The 18590-nt window shown below is 37.8% G+C and carries 17 protein-coding genes; 2 read left to right on the plus strand and 15 right to left on the minus strand.

Annotation, left to right across the window (positions count from 1 at the left end):
- Positions 1 to 65: 65 nt before the first annotated feature.
- From clpP to EUBELI_RS07060, 5 genes are all read right to left on the minus strand, one after another.
- Complete coding sequence (gene clpP / locus EUBELI_RS07040) at positions 66 to 647, minus strand: ATP-dependent Clp endopeptidase proteolytic subunit ClpP (protein WP_012739682.1); 582 nt, start codon at positions 645 to 647, stop codon at positions 66 to 68.
- A gap of 42 nt (positions 648 to 689) precedes the next feature.
- A complete protein-coding gene (tig, locus tag EUBELI_RS07045; protein WP_012739683.1) occupies positions 690 to 1979 on the minus strand; it encodes a trigger factor in 1290 nt (429 codons plus the stop codon).
- Positions 1980 to 2180: 201 nt separating this feature from the next.
- Positions 2181 to 2390 carry an alpha/beta-type small acid-soluble spore protein gene (locus EUBELI_RS07050; RefSeq protein ID WP_012739684.1) on the minus strand — a complete coding sequence of 70 codons (210 nt, stop codon included), beginning with the start codon at positions 2388 to 2390 and terminating at the stop codon, positions 2181 to 2183.
- Between the two features lie 133 nt (positions 2391 to 2523).
- Positions 2524 to 3636 carry a D-alanyl-D-alanine carboxypeptidase family protein gene (locus tag EUBELI_RS13635; RefSeq protein ID WP_012739685.1) on the minus strand — a complete coding sequence of 371 codons (1113 nt, stop codon included), beginning with the start codon at positions 3634 to 3636 and terminating at the stop codon, positions 2524 to 2526.
- A gap of 20 nt (positions 3637 to 3656) precedes the next feature.
- A complete protein-coding gene (locus tag EUBELI_RS07060; RefSeq protein WP_012739686.1) occupies positions 3657 to 4205 on the minus strand; it encodes a DJ-1 family glyoxalase III in 549 nt (182 codons plus the stop codon).
- Positions 4206 to 4385: 180 nt separating this feature from the next.
- On the opposite strand from EUBELI_RS07060, the gene EUBELI_RS07065 reads away from it, so the two are divergent.
- Positions 4386 to 5285, plus strand: coding sequence for a DegV family protein (locus EUBELI_RS07065; protein WP_012739687.1), 900 nt, complete (start codon positions 4386 to 4388; stop codon positions 5283 to 5285).
- A gap of 53 nt (positions 5286 to 5338) precedes the next feature.
- Here the strand turns inward: EUBELI_RS07065 and EUBELI_RS07070 are convergent, their stop codons facing one another.
- The 10 genes from EUBELI_RS07070 to EUBELI_RS13640 all read right to left on the minus strand — a co-directional run bounded on the left by EUBELI_RS07070 (position 5339) and on the right by EUBELI_RS13640 (position 16314).
- Complete coding sequence (locus EUBELI_RS07070) at positions 5339 to 6283, minus strand: alpha/beta fold hydrolase (protein WP_012739688.1); 945 nt, start codon at positions 6281 to 6283, stop codon at positions 5339 to 5341.
- A gap of 12 nt (positions 6284 to 6295) precedes the next feature.
- The gene (locus tag EUBELI_RS07075) at positions 6296 to 7033 is read right to left on the minus strand and encodes a leucine-rich repeat domain-containing protein (RefSeq protein WP_041688179.1); all 738 of its coding nucleotides are present in this window, start codon (positions 7031 to 7033) and stop codon (positions 6296 to 6298) included.
- Positions 7034 to 7051: 18 nt separating this feature from the next.
- On the minus strand, positions 7052 to 7612 hold the full coding sequence (locus EUBELI_RS07080) for an NUDIX hydrolase (RefSeq protein WP_012739690.1): 561 nt from the start codon (positions 7610 to 7612) through the stop codon (positions 7052 to 7054).
- Positions 7613 to 9073, minus strand: coding sequence for a histidine kinase N-terminal 7TM domain-containing diguanylate cyclase (locus EUBELI_RS07085; protein WP_012739691.1), 1461 nt, complete (start codon positions 9071 to 9073; stop codon positions 7613 to 7615).
- Positions 9074 to 9198: 125 nt separating this feature from the next.
- A complete protein-coding gene (locus EUBELI_RS07090) occupies positions 9199 to 11742 on the minus strand; it encodes a heavy metal translocating P-type ATPase (protein ID WP_012739692.1) in 2544 nt (847 codons plus the stop codon).
- A 6-nt stretch (positions 11743 to 11748) separates the two neighbouring features.
- Complete coding sequence (locus EUBELI_RS07095; RefSeq protein ID WP_012739693.1) at positions 11749 to 12126, minus strand: heavy-metal-associated domain-containing protein; 378 nt, start codon at positions 12124 to 12126, stop codon at positions 11749 to 11751.
- Between the two features lie 24 nt (positions 12127 to 12150).
- A complete protein-coding gene (locus tag EUBELI_RS07100) occupies positions 12151 to 12450 on the minus strand; it encodes a metal-sensing transcriptional repressor (protein ID WP_012739694.1) in 300 nt (99 codons plus the stop codon).
- 165 nt (positions 12451 to 12615) lie between these two features.
- Complete coding sequence (locus EUBELI_RS07105) at positions 12616 to 13575, minus strand: ketopantoate reductase family protein (RefSeq protein ID WP_041688180.1); 960 nt, start codon at positions 13573 to 13575, stop codon at positions 12616 to 12618.
- A gap of 73 nt (positions 13576 to 13648) precedes the next feature.
- A complete protein-coding gene (locus EUBELI_RS07110; RefSeq protein ID WP_012739696.1) occupies positions 13649 to 14473 on the minus strand; it encodes a lysophospholipid acyltransferase family protein in 825 nt (274 codons plus the stop codon).
- Positions 14474 to 14490: 17 nt separating this feature from the next.
- Entirely contained in the window at positions 14491 to 16314 is a 1824-nt protein-coding gene (locus tag EUBELI_RS13640) for a glycosyltransferase family 8 protein (protein WP_012739697.1), read from the minus strand.
- A 124-nt stretch (positions 16315 to 16438) separates the two neighbouring features.
- Between EUBELI_RS13640 and EUBELI_RS07125 the strand changes: the two genes are divergently transcribed.
- Positions 16439 to 18586, plus strand: a complete 2148-nt coding sequence (locus tag EUBELI_RS07125; protein ID WP_012739698.1) for a YhgE/Pip domain-containing protein — start codon at positions 16439 to 16441, stop codon at positions 18584 to 18586.
- The last annotated feature ends 4 nt before the right edge of the window (positions 18587 to 18590 follow it).

Below are 18590 nucleotides of genomic sequence, written 5' to 3' on the forward strand. Positions count from 1 at the left end.
ACAAAAACAAGGGAGACACCTGCAAATGTATTATCTGCAGGCATCTTCCTTATCATAAGCAATTATTATCTCTTCTCTACAACACTGTCGATAAGTCCATATGCAACAGCTTCCTGTGCTGTCATATAGTTATCTCTCTCTGTGTCGCGTGAAATCTCTTCAACTGACTTGCCAGTATTAGCTGCCAGTATTTCGTTTAACTTATTTCTTGTCTTAAGTATATTCTCAGCAACGATTCTGATTTCAGTTTCCTGACCTCTTGCACCACCTGATGGCTGATGAATCATAATCTCTGCATTAGGAAGAGCAAGTCTCTTTCCCTTAGCACCGCCTGAAAGAAGGAATGCACCCATACTTGCAGCCATACCTATACAGATTGTAGAAACATCACACTTGATGTACTGCATTGTATCATATATAGCAAATCCTGCTGATACAGAACCTCCCGGGCTGTTAATGTAGAAATGTATATCCTTGCTCGGATCTTCTGCTTCAAGGAATAACATCTGCGCTACCACAAGATTAGCAGAAACATCTGTTACCTCTTCTCCTAAGAATATAATTCTGTCTTTAAGCAGACGTGAATAAATATCATATGATCTTTCGCCTCTGCTGTTCTGTTCAATGACATAAGGTACAAAACTCATTACACAACCTCCAATATACTAAAATGTTTCTTTAAGATTCAATTACTTTTCAACAACTGATCCTACGATAACATCTACAGCCTTCTGAATTGCAAGATCTTCCTTAATCTGCTTCTTCTCATAGTCTCCCATGAATTCCTTAATCTGATCAAGTTCCATCTTGTATGCTTCAGCCATCTTCTTTAACTCTGCTTCGAAATCTTCGTCTGAAGTCTCAATATTCTCAGCCTTAACAACTGCTTCAAGAACAAGTCTTGACTGAATTCTCTTAACAGCCTCCGGCTTCATTTCTTCCATAATCTTATCAGCTGTCATGCCTGTGTACTGGAAGTACTGCTCAACTGATAATCCCTGCTGCTGTAATCTCTGAGCGAAATCCTCAACCATTCTGTTAACCTGTGTATCAACCATAGCATCTGGAATATCCATCTTAGAGTCTTCAATAATCTTAGCGATTGCTTCGTCTTCCTGCTTAGCCTTAGCTTCTCTTGACTTTCTGTCAGCAATCTTTTTCTTTAAATCATCCTTATATTCAGCAATTGTATCAAAATCAGATACATCCTGAGCAAATTCATCATTAAGCTCTGGAAGCTGCTTCTCCTTAATTTCCTTAACAGAAACCTTAAACATAGCTGGCTTACCCTTAAGATCATCTACATGATACTCTTCTGGGAATGTAACATTGATTTCTTTCTCATCACCGATATTCATACCGATAATCTGATCCTCGAATGTATCAATGAATGAATGAGATCCGATTGTAAGTGGGTAATCTGTTCCCTTTCCACCTTCAAATGCAACACCATCAACAAATCCTTCGAAATCAATAACTGTATTATCGCCATCCTTAACAGCTCTGTCTGTTACAGCTACTGTTCTTGAATTCTGATCCTGTACTCTCTTTAACTCTTCTTCAACATCAGCATCTGTTGCTTCTGTATCAGCCTTAGTTACCTCAACACCCTTGTACTGTCCAAGTTCAACTTCTGGCTTAGTAGCAACAACAGCTTCGAAGATAAATGGCTTTCCAGCCTCTAACTGTGTTACATTGATCTTAGGCTGTGAAACAAGTTCAAGACCGCACTCATCAGCAGCCTTAGCATATGCATCTGGAATGATTGAATTAGCAGCATCTTCGTAGAATACTTCTGCGCCATACATCTTCTCAATCATCTTTCTAGGTGCTTTACCTTTTCTGAAACCAGGAAGGCTGATCTTGCTCTTATTCTTATTATATGCAGTATTAAGACCTGCCTCAAACTCCTCAGCAGTAGACTCAATAACAAGTTTAACCATATTCTTCTCTTCTAAATTCTCAACTGTGAAACTCATTATAAATTAATCCTCCTATGAAATATGTATTGTTACTATCGTACAACATACCCACGAATTATAACACAACTGTTTTTAGATTACCAGTACTATTTTTAAAAAATAAAAGATAGGGCTGCAATCTTTATATTTGCTAAGAAATATGTGGATTACAACCCTATTTATTACTTAAGATAAATCATTTTTTCACATCCCAGATGATTACTTACCGCTCATCTGCTCTTCCTGTCTTCTGATCATCTCTTTTACCATGTTACCACCAACTGAACCAGCTTCTGCTGATGTGAGGTCTCCATTGTAACCATCCTTTAAATTAACGCCAATTTCTGAAGCAACCTCCATCTTGAATCTGTCAAGTGCGTTCTGTGCTTCCTTCTTAGTCTTATAATTAGAACTTGTTGATTTAGCCATAATAAGCCTCCTTATTAAACACATTTTAGGTTTAAGCCGAAAAGTTATGGCGCCATAACTTATCGTCTTGATATTATTATGTATCTGTTAATTCTGATTATTATGACATATTCTGGCTGTTAATTATTAGTAGTTATTTTTTTGTTTCTGCTTCTAAATTTTTCTCTGATTCAGGAATTATATTCTTATATACATATATTTCGTCATAAACCGGTGCCCATTTATATGTAGCCCCGCCTGTGCAGAATACATAAGCATGCCCTTTATTAGTGACCGCATAGCTTACAAGACAGCTTCCTGCCTGGCTGATAAATCCTGTCTTGCCACCTTTAACAATAACCCCGGGTGCTTCATTGCCATATATCCTTGAATACATTGTACTTGTAAGCTGTATTCCATCTGGATGCTGTGCTGTTGCTTTGGTTTTATACTGATATGTTCCAAGCACTTTTGCCCTTAGTTCATCCCTCATTGCATACTCCATTATCATAGCCATCTCTGCAGGAGTTGTATACTGTTCCTCGTCATAAAGTCCTGTAGGGTTTGCAAATCGTGTATGTTTTAAACCAAGTTCATTACATTTTGCATTCATCAGCTTAGCAAATTCTTCATTAGAACCTGCAACCATTATTGCAAGTGCCTCTGCCGCATCAGCACCTGACGGAAGTATCAATCCATAAAGTAAATCTTCCACATCAACAGTCTCTCCATCAAGAAATCCTGCTACAGAAGCTTCTTCCCTGAATAATCTGTTAAGCATTTCAAATCCAAAAGTATATGTCTGTGGAATCTTATCTATATTATCAGTTACAACTATAAGAGTCATTACCTTTGTCATAGACGCCGGATACATTCTGGTATCTGCCTGTTTTCCTGCAATTATTTTATGATTATCAACATCTAAAAGAGCAGCATATGGCGAAGAAACCTTACTTTCAGATGTAAGATCAAAATAATCAGATGCCATCTGGGCATATATAAGAGGCGGCTCTGTAGGCTTCTCTGTTTCTTCCTCTGGCTGTGTTTCACTAATCACATCCGATGCAAATGCTTCCTTCTGTTTAAATGTTTTCTTTATTCCTGAAACAGAATTGATAATAATAACAGCAAGTATAATCGCAATAACCATTAAAGCCGTTATCATAATTCTTCTTCTTAAAATCTGCTGTCTTTTCTTCTTCATCAACAGCATTTTTCTTTTTCTGTTGCGGCGTATTTTTTCTTCATCATAATTATCGAATCCCATCGTAATTTCTCTCCCTCATACTAAATATACTGGGTAGAAGCTTTTAATTTTTCTGCCAGTTCTTCCCCTTTGATAAGTCTTACAAGTTCGAGTCCCAAATCAATAGATGTTCCCATTCCTCTTGATGTTGTAATATTACCATCTGTAACAACGCGCTCAGGAGCTGTAACTACAGTTGCACCATTTAACTGATCTTCAAATCCAGGAAATGCCATTGCTTTCTTTCCATCAAGAAGTCCGAGATTTCCCAGAACCGAAGGTGCTGCACATATGGCTGCAATTCTGTTATTCTTCTTATTGTATTCTTTAAGAAGTTCCAGTAAATCCTTGCAATCATAATATGACTTATGACCCGGACCACCCGGAAGGAATAATAGTTCATCTCCTTCAAATACATATTCATCCAAAAGCTCATCAGCCTGAACAATTACCCCCTGAGCACTTTTTACATTAATGTCACCTGTTATTGATATCACATCTGTCTTAATATCCGCTCTTCTTAATATATCTACAACTGCAAGTGCTTCTACCGTTTCAAAACCATCTGTAAGAAATGCACATACCTTCATCAATTATTTCCTCCGCTCGAAAAAATATACATACGAGTTGATTATACAACATTTTTTTATTTTTACAAACTTATATTTTACAAAATATTAATATTAATGTATTGTAGTTTTAAAAACTATGTGTTATCATTTCAATTAACAAAACAAATCGTTTTTACAACGCGGAGGATAATATATATTATGTTTGATATAATCACTGATTCAGCCTGCGATATTGTTAGAGAATATGCAGAGACACACAATCTTAAGCTTGTACCTCTCTACACAACATTTGATGGTGTTAATTATCTTAAAGAACAATATGACATTACTCACGATGAATTCTATAGAAGAATGACTGACGAAGGTGCATTCCCTAAGTCCTCTCTTCCAAGTGTACAGGATTTTGTTGATGCTATTATGCCAAGTGTGGAAGCTGGCAGACCTGCTATTGTATGTACAATTACATCATACTTCTCAGGATCTTATAACTCAGCCTGCACAGCTAAGGATATTATATTAGAAGATCATCCTGATGCTAAGGTTACAGTTATTAATTCACTGCTTAACTCAGCATCATTTTCACTCTTCATATATCAGGCTCTGCAGATGAGAAAAGCAGGATATTCATATGAGGATACAATCAAGGTTCTTGAAGCTTTAAGAAACGATGGCCGAATAATGTTTACAACAGAATCACTTGAATACTTAAGTAAAGGCGGGCGTCTTGCCAAGACAGCAATTACAATCACAAGCAAATTAAGCCTCCGTCCTATCATCGTTATGAAAGAAGGAGAAATCGGACTTGGTGGATTTACACGAACAAGAAATAAGGGTAAATCTAATGTTATTGACATGATTCAGAAATACATTGAATCAAAGGGAATGCCGATTGAGAACTGGGATATCACTGTTGGTTACTGTACTAACCTGGAAGAAGCTGAAAAATACAGAGATGATGTTGAAGCACAACTTGGTGTGAAGCTTCTCGAAAGACGCGAAGATTTCAAGACAAGAATCAGTATTATCTCTGGCTGCCATACAGGTCCTTACGCATTAGGAATTGCATGCATTCCTAAGTACACTACTATCAGATTATAATCAATAAAGAAATAAGCGGAATGGTTTGAAACTGCCATTCCGCTATTATTAATCTACTTACTCATATGGTTCATAATCCAGCCATATATTTCTTCATATATTTCTTCTTTATTAAGTTCATTACACAGCTCATGCCTGCAATCCTCGTAAAGTCTTAAATCAATATCATCAATATGACCATGATATGAATTATATGCCCTGTAAACGCCTTTTCCGTACTCTCCCACCGGATCATCAAGCCCTGATATCATAAGCATTGGCAAATTCTTAGGAATTCTTTCTATGTTGCGCGGCTTTCTTACATACAGAATCATATTCATAAGTCCTCTGTAACCATTGACCGTAAAAAGAAATGTTGTCAGTTTTCCAGCATTGTATTCATCAACAACTGCTTCATCTCTTGTCAGCCAGTCATTGACTGTTCTTACATTCTTTATGCGCTTGTTATAAGCTCCGAACATAATCTTAGATATTAGTCTGCTTCTGTACCTATCACCCTTTATAAGTCTTACTGCATCAGCAAGCACCTTTCCTGCAAGCACCATTGGTGCCGGCTGGTGTCCTGTTCCCATTACAATAACTCCATCAAGTTCATATCCGTAATCACATATATATCTTCTTGTAACAAATGACCCCATGCTGTGTCCTGCAAGATAATATGGAATACCAGGATACATTTTCCTGATAAGAACTGTAAGATGATGTGCATCCTTTGCAAGTGCCTCTCCCGGATTCTTCTCTTTAAAAAATCCCAGATCATCATCCGTGCATACTGACTTTCCATGTCCAAGATGATCATTGCCAACAACAACAAATCCTCTCTCTGCCATATATCTTGCAAATCCGTCGTATCTGTCAATATACTCAATCATCCCATGACATATCTGCAATACCGCAACAGGCTTGTCATATTCTGTCTCATCGGGACACCACATAACAACATGAACAGATGTCTTTCCATCACATGACAGAAAAGAATTACTTTTTTTCTTTACCATAAACCATCCTCCTTATCGTTTTATAACATTTTCAATCCCTTCAAACGCTTCATTTCCTATATAATCAACCGACTTAGGAACATCAATCTCACTAATATTCATATCAGAAAATGCACCGTATTCAATCCGCTTAATACCTGATGGAAGCTTAACTTCCTTAAGCCCCTTGCAGCCAGCAAATGCATATGCTCCAATTACTTCCACACTGTCAGGAATATTTATTTGTGTAAGACCATCTTTATTATAAAACACTCCCGAAGCAACTGTCCTTACACCATCCGGAATATTGTAAATTCCACTATCTTTACTTACCTTGCATAACACATCATTAACAATAATCTCATTCTTATCAGCAAGCTGGTCATATTCCCACTGTGTATCAGTAAATGCATTAGTTCCAACAGAATTAACTGATTCCGGAATCTCAATTGTTTTAAGATTATAACAGCTCAAGAAAGCATTTTCTGCAATATAGCTTATTCCATCAGATATAACAATCTCTGTCACTGTAGTATCATCACGAAATACACCACTTCCTATACCTTCAACCTGTCTGCCATCAATCTGCGCAGGAACTACAATCTTTGCATCAGCTCTTCCTTTATCTGTAAGCCCTGTAATAACCAGCTTTCCAGCATCATTTTCCTCATATGTAAATATAGCTGCCTTTGATATCTTTTTACATCCTGATATACAGACCATCACCAGTACCAGCATAATACCTGTTATTATTCTTTTACCTTTCATCATACCATTGCCTCTTTATTATTAATTTCTTGCCCACATATAGCAGAACGCCTGTGTTCTCGCTGCAAAATGACTGTCTTTAAGAAGTGCCTTTACTTCTTCCTTCGAATACCATGCTGCTGCAATTTCCTCAAATGTAGATGTACTGGGTGAAAATTCTCCTGTAGCTTTTCCTATAACCACGGCATTTGTCTCATTAGAAAATCCTATGGCACTGTAGCTGTCATAGAGTTTATCCTCAATTATAATAAGATCAAGTCCTGTCTCCTCTTTGAGCTCACGTTTTGCTGCCATCTCAGGAGTTTCTCCTTCATCAATAAGTCCTGCCGGAAAATTATAAACATAATCTCCCACAGACATTCTATATTCCTTATTAATCAGAATATGTTCGTCCGATTCGTCTGTTGCAACAATAACCACACCATCAGTCTTTTCGTTTCTTATATCTTCAATAGTTTTTATATCCTTGTTTCTGCTTATGATTTCGTAAACCTTTTTCTTATCATCCTCAGTTGTATAATACAGATCGTATCTGTTTATGAATCTTCCCTCTGAAACCTTTTTTATTCCATCGAATTTCATTTACCTGTCCTTCTTTCCCTTCATTCTGCCAACCGCTTCATGAACAACATCCATCATCCATCCATTAGTCGAGTTTCTCATTGCAATACCGTATTTCATGGAAACTTTCATCTTATCATCAGAACATTCCGTGCTTACTGCTTTTTCTATTTCTGCAAATATGATGTCAGCTTTTTTCAATGAAATATTCTTAATTACCGCCACAAAATCTCCTTCATTAAGTCTTGCAATATATGCGGAATCCTTAAGCTTTTTCTTTAATACTCCTGCCACATTTACAAGTACAGAATTGCCTGCCTTCTGTCCGTATTTAAAATTAATTTCTGAAAGTCCGTCAATATCGCACACTGCTACCGCAATATTTCCCTTATACCCATCATAAGACTTACAATGCTCCATAAAGCTGTACATACTGTAAACGCCAGTAAGCCGGTCATATATAACCATATTTTCAAGTTCTGTATATGCCCTTTTTAGTTCTGTAACATCCTGCATTACAATGATTGTTCCAAGCAGCCTTTTCTTATCATCCAATAATTTCTCTATTCTGCAGTCATAAGCTTTATTATCCAGTTTCCACTGGAATGTATTTTGTCCTGCCATAACCGGAACACATTTGCTCTTAAAAAACCAGTCAATTGTCTGCTCCCTGTCATCATATTCCAGATTCCCAAACAATTCCTTCATAGATGTATTAAAATCCGCAAGCACCCCTTCATAATCAAACAAAATAACAGGAACATGCATATGATCTATAATCATAGCATGAGTTATTGTGAGCATATTCTTTTTTGAATACCAGAATGTATTCCAGTAAACCATTACTCCTATAAATGCATACAAAAAAATTGATATATCAAATCTTAAATCTATTATCTTATATATGAATACACATTTAATAAGTATAATAATTGCCAAACCTGCTGCCATAACAATATATCTTCCCCAGTAAGCCCCTGGTATATGTATACATTTTATAACTAATACAGCAATTATACATGCTGTTATAATCATGCTCATAACAGCATGTATGCCAAACCACAATTCCCCTTCATATCCAAGTACATATATTCCGTCACATTTTACCAGACTGTACTTAACAGCAATTTCATTAAATATATTCGCAATAAATACAACAGAATCAATTATTGCAATTACAAAAGCCGCAATTGTCATTACTTTAGTTACCTTATTGCTTATTCTTGCAAATTCTGTTGTATATATAAAAAGTGAAACAAGCAGAAAATCCTGTGCAGCCATCATAATACTTGTAGCCGCAGACATTACATTATAATTATCTGTCATGAAATTCACAGAATAACTCACAATACATATCATTGCAAGGGCCAGCAAGACTATTACATACCTTCTCATTCTGTCCTTCTCCTGATATGTCTTAACCATCACAAATCCTACAATCATTGCTGCAATTACATACAATAACAGATATACCATGTTCATTATTTTATCCCCCAAAATACGCTTTTAGCATATAAAGAGATTTTAACATTTAATTATGTGTTACTCAACTAAAAAATCTCCGTCAGACAAATCATCCGACGGAGGTTCTTAATCTCTAATATCATTTACTTAACTGCTGTTACCTTATAATCCTTATCTTCCACAGCCTTCTTTAATACATCATTATCAACTTCCTTAGAAAGTGTAACAACTGCTGTTCCGTTCTCATGACTTACAACTGCCTCTGTAACTCCATCAACAGCCTCAAGTGCCTTCTTAACTGCAGCTTCACAGTGTCCACACATCATACCCTCAATATTCATAGTCTTTGTCATAGCCATGTCTCCTTTTGTCGTTTTATTTTTATTTTTGCGAGACTTTTTCTTATAAATGTGGTCTTTTCCTGTATCATATATCTTTATAAGATTAAGTCTTAATGCATTAGTTACTACGCAGAAGCTTGATAAGCTCATAGCTGCTGCACCAAACATTGGATTAAGTGTCCAGCCAAATACTGGTATCCACACACCTGCTGCAAGTGGAATTCCTATACAGTTATAGAAGAATGCCCAGAACAGATTCTCATGTATGTTGGTAAGTGTCCTCTTTGAAAGTCTTATAGCAGCAGGAACATCTGATAATCTGCTCTTCATAAGAACTATATCCGCCGCATCTATAGCAACATCTGTACCGGCTCCGATTGCAATACCAATATCAGCTCTTGTAAGTGCAGGTGCATCATTAATGCCATCACCTACCATTATAACACTTCCCTGCTCCTTAAGTCTTGCTATTTCTTTTTCTTTTCCTTCAGGAAGAACACCTGCAATAACCTCATCAACTCCGGCAAGCTTTCCTATTGCTTTCGCGCTTCTTTCATTATCTCCGGTAATCATTACAACCCTTATTCCCATGTTCTGAAGTTCTTTAATAGCATGTGGGCTGTCTTTCTTAATCGTATCTGCAACAGCGATTATTCCCATAAGTTCATTATCTCTTGCAAAGAAAAGCGGTGTCTTTCCTTCTGATGATAAATCGTCAGCCTTGTTTCTTAAATCATCAGAGACATTACAATATTCTGAAATGAACTTAAGATTACCGCCTGCCACTACATTTGTATCAAGCATTCCCTTAAGTCCGTTACCGGCAACAACCTTAAAACCAGTCACTTCCTCTGCAAATGAATTCTTATCGCCACTCTCTTCAACATAATTAACAACTGCTTTTGCTAGTGGGTGTTCACTTTTTCTTTCAAGCCCATATGCTATAGTAAGAAGCTCATTCTGTAAGATTCCATCACCTGTTATAATATCTGTAACCTTGGGTTCCCCCTCTGTAATAGTACCAGTCTTATCGAGTGCAACTATCTGCATCTTTCCTGTCTGCTCTAAAGAAATAGCGGTCTTGAACATAATTCCGTTCTTTGCACCAACTCCGTTACCAACCATAATCGCAACCGGAGTGGCAAGTCCTAACGCACAAGGACAGCTTATTACAAGCACTGAGATTCCTCTCGCAAGTGCAAATCCTAAGTCCTTGCCACATAACAGCCATACTATTGTTGTTATAACTGCTATTGTTATAACTGCAGGTACAAATACTCCCGAAACTTTATCAGCAATCTTTGCAATAGGTGCTTTTGTTGCAGCCGCGTCACTCACCATCTGTATTATCTTGGAAAGTGTTGTATCTTCTCCAACTCTTGTCGCCCTACACTTTATATATCCTGATGTATTAAGTGTTGCTGCACTTACCTGATCCCCCTCCTGTTTATCAACAGGAATACTCTCACCTGTAAGAGCTGATTCATTAACTGCCGTGTTACCTTCAATGATCACACCATCTACAGGTATATTCTCACCTGGTCTTACAATAAATATATCACCTGTCATGACCTGTTCAACAGGGACGCATGTTTCCTGCCCATCTGCATAAAGTACTGCCGTCTTGGCAGCAAGCTTCATAAGACTCTTTAATGCATCGGTTGTCTTTCCCTTTGAGCGGGCTTCAAGCATTTTTCCTACTGTTATAAGTGTAAGAATCATAGCCGCTGACTCAAAATAGAATTCATCCATATAGTGCATTACACCTGCCATATCACCTCTCACCTGACAGTCTGTCATGGCAAAAAGTGCATATGTACTCCACACAAATGCTGCTCCTGAACCAAGCGCAACAAGTGTGTCCATATTAGGTGAACGATGTAACAATCCCTTGAAGCCACTTATGAAGAAATGCTGATTAATAACCATTATTATTATTGTAAGCAGCATTTGTATAAGGCCCATGGCCACATGATTTCCTTCAAGCACTGATGGAAGCGGCCAGCCCCACATCATATGTCCCATACTGAAATACATAAGCACAATAAGAAATATAACTGAAGCTGTTAATCTCTTCTTTAAAACTGGGGTTGTCTTATCTGCCAGCGCATCTTCCTGCTCCTGCATTGAAGGACTGCTGTTCTTTGCCCCCTTAACTGATGCACCATATCCCGCAGCTTCCACAGCTTTAATGATTACATCTGTGGGTGCAGTTCCCTCAACACCCATCGAATTAGTAAGAAGACTTACTGAACAGCTTTCCACTCCAGGCACTTTGCTGACAGCCTTCTCGACTCTCGCCTGACACGCTGCACAGCTCATTCCTGTAACATTGTACTGTTCCATATCGCACTACACCTCCATGCGGTTAGTTGTTATTCCTGTAACTTTAAAATCAAGTCTCTCAATTGCAATTCTTATATCAGCGTCATCGATTTCTCTGTCAACTTCAATTGTTGCCTGCTTCTTCTTAAGATTAACCTGGCATGAAGCACCATCAATCTTATTAACAGATCTCTCAATACTATTCTTGCAGTTTTCACAATGCATGCCTTCAATATCAACAGTCTTGACAGCAATTACAGGATTATCAAGAATCTTCTTCTCTTCTGGAACAGTATCTCCACCACCGCCACAGCAGCCGCCTTCACCTTTCATATGCTTAACACTGCTTATCACTGCGATTACTACTATTACTGCTAATATTCCAATTATTATAGCTGTTCCCATATTATGTATCTCCTTTTATAATTCTTATCGCATGAATTTGCCAATTGTCTTAACAAGCTCTTCTACTGTATCGTCCTTGCCTTCTTTAATATCACGGACTACACAGCTCTTGATATGATTATCTAAGAGCACCTTCGTAAAACTGTTAAGCGCTGACTGGGCTGCCGATACCTGATTAAGAATGTCAATACAGTATGCGTCCTTCTCGACCATTCCCTTAATTCCTCTTATCTGACCTTCAATTCTGCTAAGTCTGTTACAGAGGTCTTTATATTCCTTGGCATCACGTTCTTTTGTCTTATGACAGCAACATTCTTTTTCCATTATTCCTCCTTAGTCTGATTATTATATTCTGTGCCTGATAAACGCTTTATTATATTTATCTATTGTGGATGTAACATACCCTGGTAGGGTATATCTCATTTACATGATGTATAATATACCCTATGTGGGTATATGTCAACAGGAATTATTAATTCTTGTCATTCACTACTTAGAATAAGTCACAGCCTCACTGTTCTCATCATAATCAAACACGCCATCATTCTTTTCTTCAAGTGCCTTGATGATGTGATATGTATATTCGTTATATGGTGTAGCAATTCCAAGTTCTTTTCCCATACGCATCATTGTGCCGGAGAACATATCTATCTCTGTATGTCTGCCTGCATCAATGTCCTGCAGTGTTGAATATCTTGCTGTTGGCGGAACAGCACTTCCACGGCTTGATGTACCTGCGCATCTGCTCATATCAATGCCTTTTGCAAGAGCAACTGCTTCAACCTCCTTACGTAATCCTTCGCTGATTGCTTTCATATGCTCACTGTCTGTATAGCAGCCAACACCTGCTCCAATAATAGCCTGTGGAAGATTGTTACAGATGTTAAGTCTATACTTGCTCCATATCTCTTCTTTGATACAGTCAGTCACTCTGTAATTAAGTCCTGTTCCATCAAATAAATCTCTTATTGCCGCAACTCTCTCACTCTCAAATGGTGCAGCTTCCTCGCCATATATAATGCCTATTGTAGTCTCAGGATTGAACACATATTCCTTTTCTTCGCGGTGTGACGCCACCTTTATAAGTGAATAAATGATATGTGATTTATCTATCTTAGTAGATATTATCTCTTCACTGTCAACGCCGTTCATAAGGCTCATGACAATTGTATTCTCACTGACAACTTCCTTAATATCATCTAATGCACCTGCAAGTGCGCCATACTTTAATGACACAATAAGAAGGTCAACACCCTTTGCCTCCTCAGGTGTCAATACCTCCGGGTGGTATGTCTTCCCATTAATTAAGCAGCCCTCTGCCTTAAGTCTTTCCGCTCTTTCACCCTTTGCAATAACGCTTAAACTTATATCCTTCTTTTCTGAAAGTCCCCATATAACATAAGAGCCAACTGCTCCTGCTCCAAATACTGCCACTGATTTTATCTTCATATACATTTTCCTCTCAATCTTTGTAATTTCTTCAAATATATATACACTTCCCTTCTTTCCGCGTCAAATGCTTTTATCTTCCTACAATATCGCCCTCTTCAAAATCGTAAGTCAGCTTCTTTCCATATGCCATGACATATGCAGCACATTTCTGCTCATAGTCTGTGTGCTGCATTCTTAAGCTTGCCGTTCTTTCATCAAGCTGTCTGTCCGGATATATTACTGGCAGGACATGTACCCTGAATGTGTGCAAATGTATACTTTTAACCTGCTGTTCAACAAACAGCGAAATCACCGGCACATTAAACTTTACCGCATACAGATATGCACCTCTTTTGCATGGACGGGGCTTCCGATAATTAAACCACATTTCCTGCTCAGGATATATAAGCACAAGTTTGTTTTCATCAAGTGCATTCTCAATCTGATTAGGAAACTCAGTTTCCATAAACCATTTCAGGCTGCTTACGGGCATTGTGTCGGCATATTTTTGCATATACCCGACAAAACCTTTCATTGCAAGGTTAGAATCTTGATTAACAATACTTATTCTTCTGAATCCAGCTTTTCTCATTGCAAACCTGACAATTGCAGGGTCTAACGGGCTGAAATGATTGCATGTTACAATCGCAGGACCTCTGATTCCAGAAAGATTCTCAAGTCCGTCAACTTGTGTTATAAGCCCCACCGCAGAAGTCCCGGCATGAAATATAGCTTCTGCAATATATTTCTTCACACAAAAACCATATGCTGTGCGGTAATCAATATAATGTCTTAGTAATGCTTCTTTATCTTCGCGTAACAGCTTAGGGTCTCCCGGCTCAACCTTTGAATTCAACTGATTAAGGCTTACAGCCGTCCTAATATTTTCATAGACCTGCTCCCTATCACCAATCATATCTCCTCCGACATAATTTATTTTGCAGCATCACTGCTATCCTTCACGAAACCACTATCCACAACAAATCTGCTTCCCACAACATCAGAAAACTTAACCCCATCACCGTCCGCAATATTCTCAGCCCTTGCAAGAAGCTTCTTTAAATTCTCACGGTCAGCTTTCTTTTCATTATCCCCATACTGCTTGCGCTGTTTAATCAGCAACGGATAAAATCCCGACTCCGCCGCATACTGCCAGAAATACTCCTCATACGGAATCTCGCTGTAATGCCACGGCTTGTCAAACAGGTTATAATGTATCAGCTTCGGTCTTGCTATATACTCCCCGCCCTTGTTAGGCATAACATTCCATTCCTTATCAAGAAAATATATTTCTTTTGCACACATGGAATTAATATAATCCTGGTCAGGTGCAACACTGTCAAAGTGATATTCAGCCATAAGCTTTAAGAATCTGTCTGCCAGATGAGCCTGTCTTATCTTATCAAGATTCATAAGAAGCACTCCTGAATTGACATATTCATTCCGCTCTATTCCCACTACATTTTCAATGTAATGAGCCAGTATTGTATTCTTTCCTGCAAATGTATCTCTTACTGCACCAAACATTGCATCTCCCATATCAACTGAATAAAGCTTTGCAATGTCATCATTTATTACGGTATCAGAGTCAATATACACAGCTTTATTAAGCTCTGGAAAAAGCTCTGCAATAAATAACCTGAAATATATCGTCAGTGTAAACTCGCCTGAATAAAGCCTGTTTTCCTGTCTGTCAGTAACTGTCTGTCCAAAGCTTTCAGAATATTCGTACATTTTCTTTCTTATATCAACGAATTCAATATCTATGTTTTCATAATCCTTTATCACATTACGAAGCTGAATCATCGTAATATTCTTCACATTATCGCACATAACAATTATGCGGTAACGCTCATCACAAGCCACATGTACAGCCAGCGATTTAAGGCACACTGCCAGATATGGTGCGTACTGTTCATTAATCGAGAAAAACACAGGAATACGTGAAACTGCCATGTACTCTTCATGCTCCCTGTTATAAGAATCCAGAAGCTCATCATATTCATGAAGCCCAAGTATATTATGCATTTTATCAATCTCCCACGGCTTGACTGAAACAGTCCTTATCACTGGAAACACCCGGAAGGTAGTTGTAAAATGCTGAAAAACAGTGTTGTCATGCAGCCTCCTCTGGTCATTAAACTTTCTTCCGCACAGATTAACTCTTGTTGCAAATGTATTAACAGCCGTCTGGTCAGGCATAAACATTTCCTTTCTTATGCACTGTTCACGACATTTCTCCAGAAGCCCGTTCTGTCTTATCATTCTCATATTCATAAGCATTACTCCGGAATTAATGTAACCATCACCGAAAAGCCATCTGCCATAATAATCAGAAACTCCCGCAATCTCTATGCCATCCATATTCTGATGATAAAAATCCCTGAAACCTTTTCTGCACAGCACATCAGTATCCAGATAAAGAACTCTATCCTTTATATCTGTCTTATCAGCAAAAAGGCGCAACATACAGCACGCAGTAAATCTGCTCTGCATATTTGCCTCCGGCAGCTCCTCAACAAAATATCTTGTAACATCAACAAGAAAGACATTTACTTTAATGTCCGATTTATTCAATTTTTCTTCCAGATATTTTGCAAATGCTTTATCAACCGGCTTGTAATTAATACCTTTTTCCCCGTAATCAACCGTGAGAATATATATATTTAACGGTTCATCCACATTTTTTATAAGAGACATTGAAGATAAAAGAATCCCCTTCTGCATCGTTTTATCACCACAATACAATATGTTCATAAATCCGTATCCTTTCTTAAATTATTAAATATGTCTGATTTATCCTCTCTGTATTGATTTTCCCCAGTTTCTTAAGTAAAATACATATAAGTTTTAAACGATAATTAAAGAATTGAGGAATGTTATGATATTTAAGATTTTCAAAAGAGATTTGAAAGGTCTTAGCAGGAATATTCTGGCTTTAGCCATTGCACTTGGTCTGTGCCTTATTCCATCGCTTTACGCATGGTTTAACATATATTCCAACTGGGATCCTTACGCAAACACTGCGTCCGTCCAGATTGCTATTGTTTCTGAAGATGAAGGCTACTCTGAATCTGATGATTCCACTATCAATATGGGAGCACAGATTGTTGAACAGCTTCATTCTAATGATAAATTAGGCTGGCGTTTTCCGGAAACTAAAGATGAAGCCATGAATAAACTGAATGCCGGGAAGTACTATGCCGTTATCGTTGTTGGTGAGGACTTTTCACGAAGCCTGTATGACTTCCTTGACAATGGTCTTAATCCACCAACAGTTACATACTATGAGAATTCCAAGAAAAATGCTGTTGCTTCCAAGATTACAGATACAGGAAAAAGCACTCTTCAGAACACTATCAACTCCGAATTCATTGATGTGTGTGTTAAGACTATTATGCAGGGGCTTAACGAAATAGCTGAAAATGATCCTTCAATCATAGAAAAGACAGTTAAGGACTTACAAAGCATTTCAGCTAATATAAGTTCTTACGACACCATGATTGACATGTTTATTAAGAGTAATTCAAACCTTGCTGATAATCTTGCAGCTCTTGAGGAAGTTCTGCCTGAAATAAAAGATGTTATCACAGGAACTACTGATGTTGCAGACATTGCCAACAAGACACTCGACAACATTACCAATGACATTTATGACCAGATTGACTCTGTACTTAAAGCCATGAATGAATTGGCAGATGACTCACTTAAATCTGTTGATAATGCTGTAAATGCAGCTATAACTGATGTCGGACAGGCTGGTGTTGAACTTAATAATGCCAATAATAAGCTCAACGAACTTATTAATCAGAATAAAGCACTTGAAGATGCCATTGATTCTTTAAGCAAGATAGATGGTATTGATCCGTCTGTTATTACAGCTTTAAAATCTGCACTTTCATCAGTAAATGCTATGGAAAATGTAGCTTATAACCTTGTAAAACAATGTGCTGACATTTTAACTGACTCTCCTGAAACCCTTCAGGTCAAATATCAGTTGATAAAATCAGTTGTTGAACAGTGTCGTTCAGAGATACAAAAAAGTCAGGTTATTATACAGACTGTTATCAGAACTAATGTAAATCTCCTGGAATCATCTGTTAAAAATGCTGTAAGCAGTCTTGCTTCCAATATAAGCAGTACCGGAGACAGCATTAACGGAATAACACAGATGCTTCTTGGTGTAAGTGATATTTCTATAAACATTAATACAACACTCGAAAGTACAAAAACTTTGCTCGACTCACTTAACAGCAAGTTGTCTGTTATCTCTGGTTCTGTCGGAGATATCAGTTCATCTTCTACATATAAGTTAATAATGGATTTCATCAACTCAGATGCTGAGTCAATTGCATCGTTCCTTTCAGAACCTGTACAGGTAGAAGAAATATATGTCTATATGCAGACTAACTATGGAACAAGTGTTACACCTTTCTATACAACACTTGCTCTCTGGGTTGGGGGAATTGTTTTAGTTGCCCTTATGAAAGTAAAGGTTGACTATGAAGATGATGAATTCAAGGATGCCACAGAACATCAAAAATATATAGGTCGTGCATTACTCTTCCTTGCAATGGGACAGCTTCAGGCTCTTGTAGTTGTTCTTGGTGATTTGTACATTTTAAAAATTGACTGCACCCACCCATTCATGCTGTGGCTTGCAGCCGCTATAACAAGCTTTGTATTTACATTATTTATATATACACTTGTTCTTACATTTGGTGATTTGGGAAAAGCTATTGCTGTAGTTATGATTGTGTTACAGATTGCCGGTTCAGGCGGAACTTATCCAATAGAACTTCTTCCTGAATTCTTCCAGAATGTGTACCTTTACTTCCCATTCCCTTATGCAATCAATGCCATGAGGGAGGCAATAAGCGGATTATATCAGTGTGATTACGCTGTATTTCTTGTGAAATTATGCGCTTATGCTGTTATTTCCCTTATTCTGGGACTTGGAATCAGAAAGTCACTTCTTGAAGTACGCGAGTTCTTCGAACGCCGTATGAAAGAAACACATTTTATGTAAAGGA

Origin of the sequence: [Eubacterium] eligens ATCC 27750 (assembly GCF_000146185.1) — a bacterium.
Taxonomy (GTDB): Bacteria; Bacillota; Clostridia; order Lachnospirales; family Lachnospiraceae; genus Lachnospira; species Lachnospira eligens.

Coding starts and splice junctions, on each gene's coding strand:
- EUBELI_RS07080 (WP_012739690.1), bottom strand. CDS start 7,612: ATGAAATTCGATGGAATAAAAAAGGTTTCAGAGGGAAGATTCATAAAC.
- EUBELI_RS07095 (WP_012739693.1), bottom strand. CDS start 12,126: ATGGGAACAGCTATAATAATTGGAATATTAGCAGTAATAGTAGTAATC.
- EUBELI_RS07065 (WP_012739687.1), top strand. CDS start 4,386: ATGTTTGATATAATCACTGATTCAGCCTGCGATATTGTTAGAGAATAT.
- EUBELI_RS07105 (WP_041688180.1), bottom strand. CDS start 13,575: ATGAAGATAAAATCAGTGGCAGTATTTGGAGCAGGAGCAGTTGGCTCT.
- EUBELI_RS07125 (WP_012739698.1), top strand. CDS start 16,439: ATGATATTTAAGATTTTCAAAAGAGATTTGAAAGGTCTTAGCAGGAAT.
- EUBELI_RS07075 (WP_041688179.1), bottom strand. CDS start 7,033: ATGATGAAAGGTAAAAGAATAATAACAGGTATTATGCTGGTACTGGTG.
- EUBELI_RS07110 (WP_012739696.1), bottom strand. CDS start 14,473: ATGATTGGTGATAGGGAGCAGGTCTATGAAAATATTAGGACGGCTGTA.
- EUBELI_RS07050 (WP_012739684.1), bottom strand. CDS start 2,390: ATGGCTAAATCAACAAGTTCTAATTATAAGACTAAGAAGGAAGCACAG.
- EUBELI_RS07090 (WP_012739692.1), bottom strand. CDS start 11,742: ATGGAACAGTACAATGTTACAGGAATGAGCTGTGCAGCGTGTCAGGCG.
- EUBELI_RS07060 (WP_012739686.1), bottom strand. CDS start 4,205: ATGAAGGTATGTGCATTTCTTACAGATGGTTTTGAAACGGTAGAAGCA.
- clpP (WP_012739682.1), bottom strand. CDS start 647: ATGAGTTTTGTACCTTATGTCATTGAACAGAACAGCAGAGGCGAAAGA.
- EUBELI_RS13640 (WP_012739697.1), bottom strand. CDS start 16,314: ATGAACATATTGTATTGTGGTGATAAAACGATGCAGAAGGGGATTCTT.
- tig (WP_012739683.1), bottom strand. CDS start 1,979: ATGAGTTTCACAGTTGAGAATTTAGAAGAGAAGAATATGGTTAAACTT.
- EUBELI_RS07070 (WP_012739688.1), bottom strand. CDS start 6,283: ATGGTAAAGAAAAAAAGTAATTCTTTTCTGTCATGTGATGGAAAGACA.
- EUBELI_RS07100 (WP_012739694.1), bottom strand. CDS start 12,450: ATGGAAAAAGAATGTTGCTGTCATAAGACAAAAGAACGTGATGCCAAG.
- EUBELI_RS07085 (WP_012739691.1), bottom strand. CDS start 9,073: ATGAACATGGTATATCTGTTATTGTATGTAATTGCAGCAATGATTGTA.
- EUBELI_RS13635 (WP_012739685.1), bottom strand. CDS start 3,636: ATGGGATTCGATAATTATGATGAAGAAAAAATACGCCGCAACAGAAAA.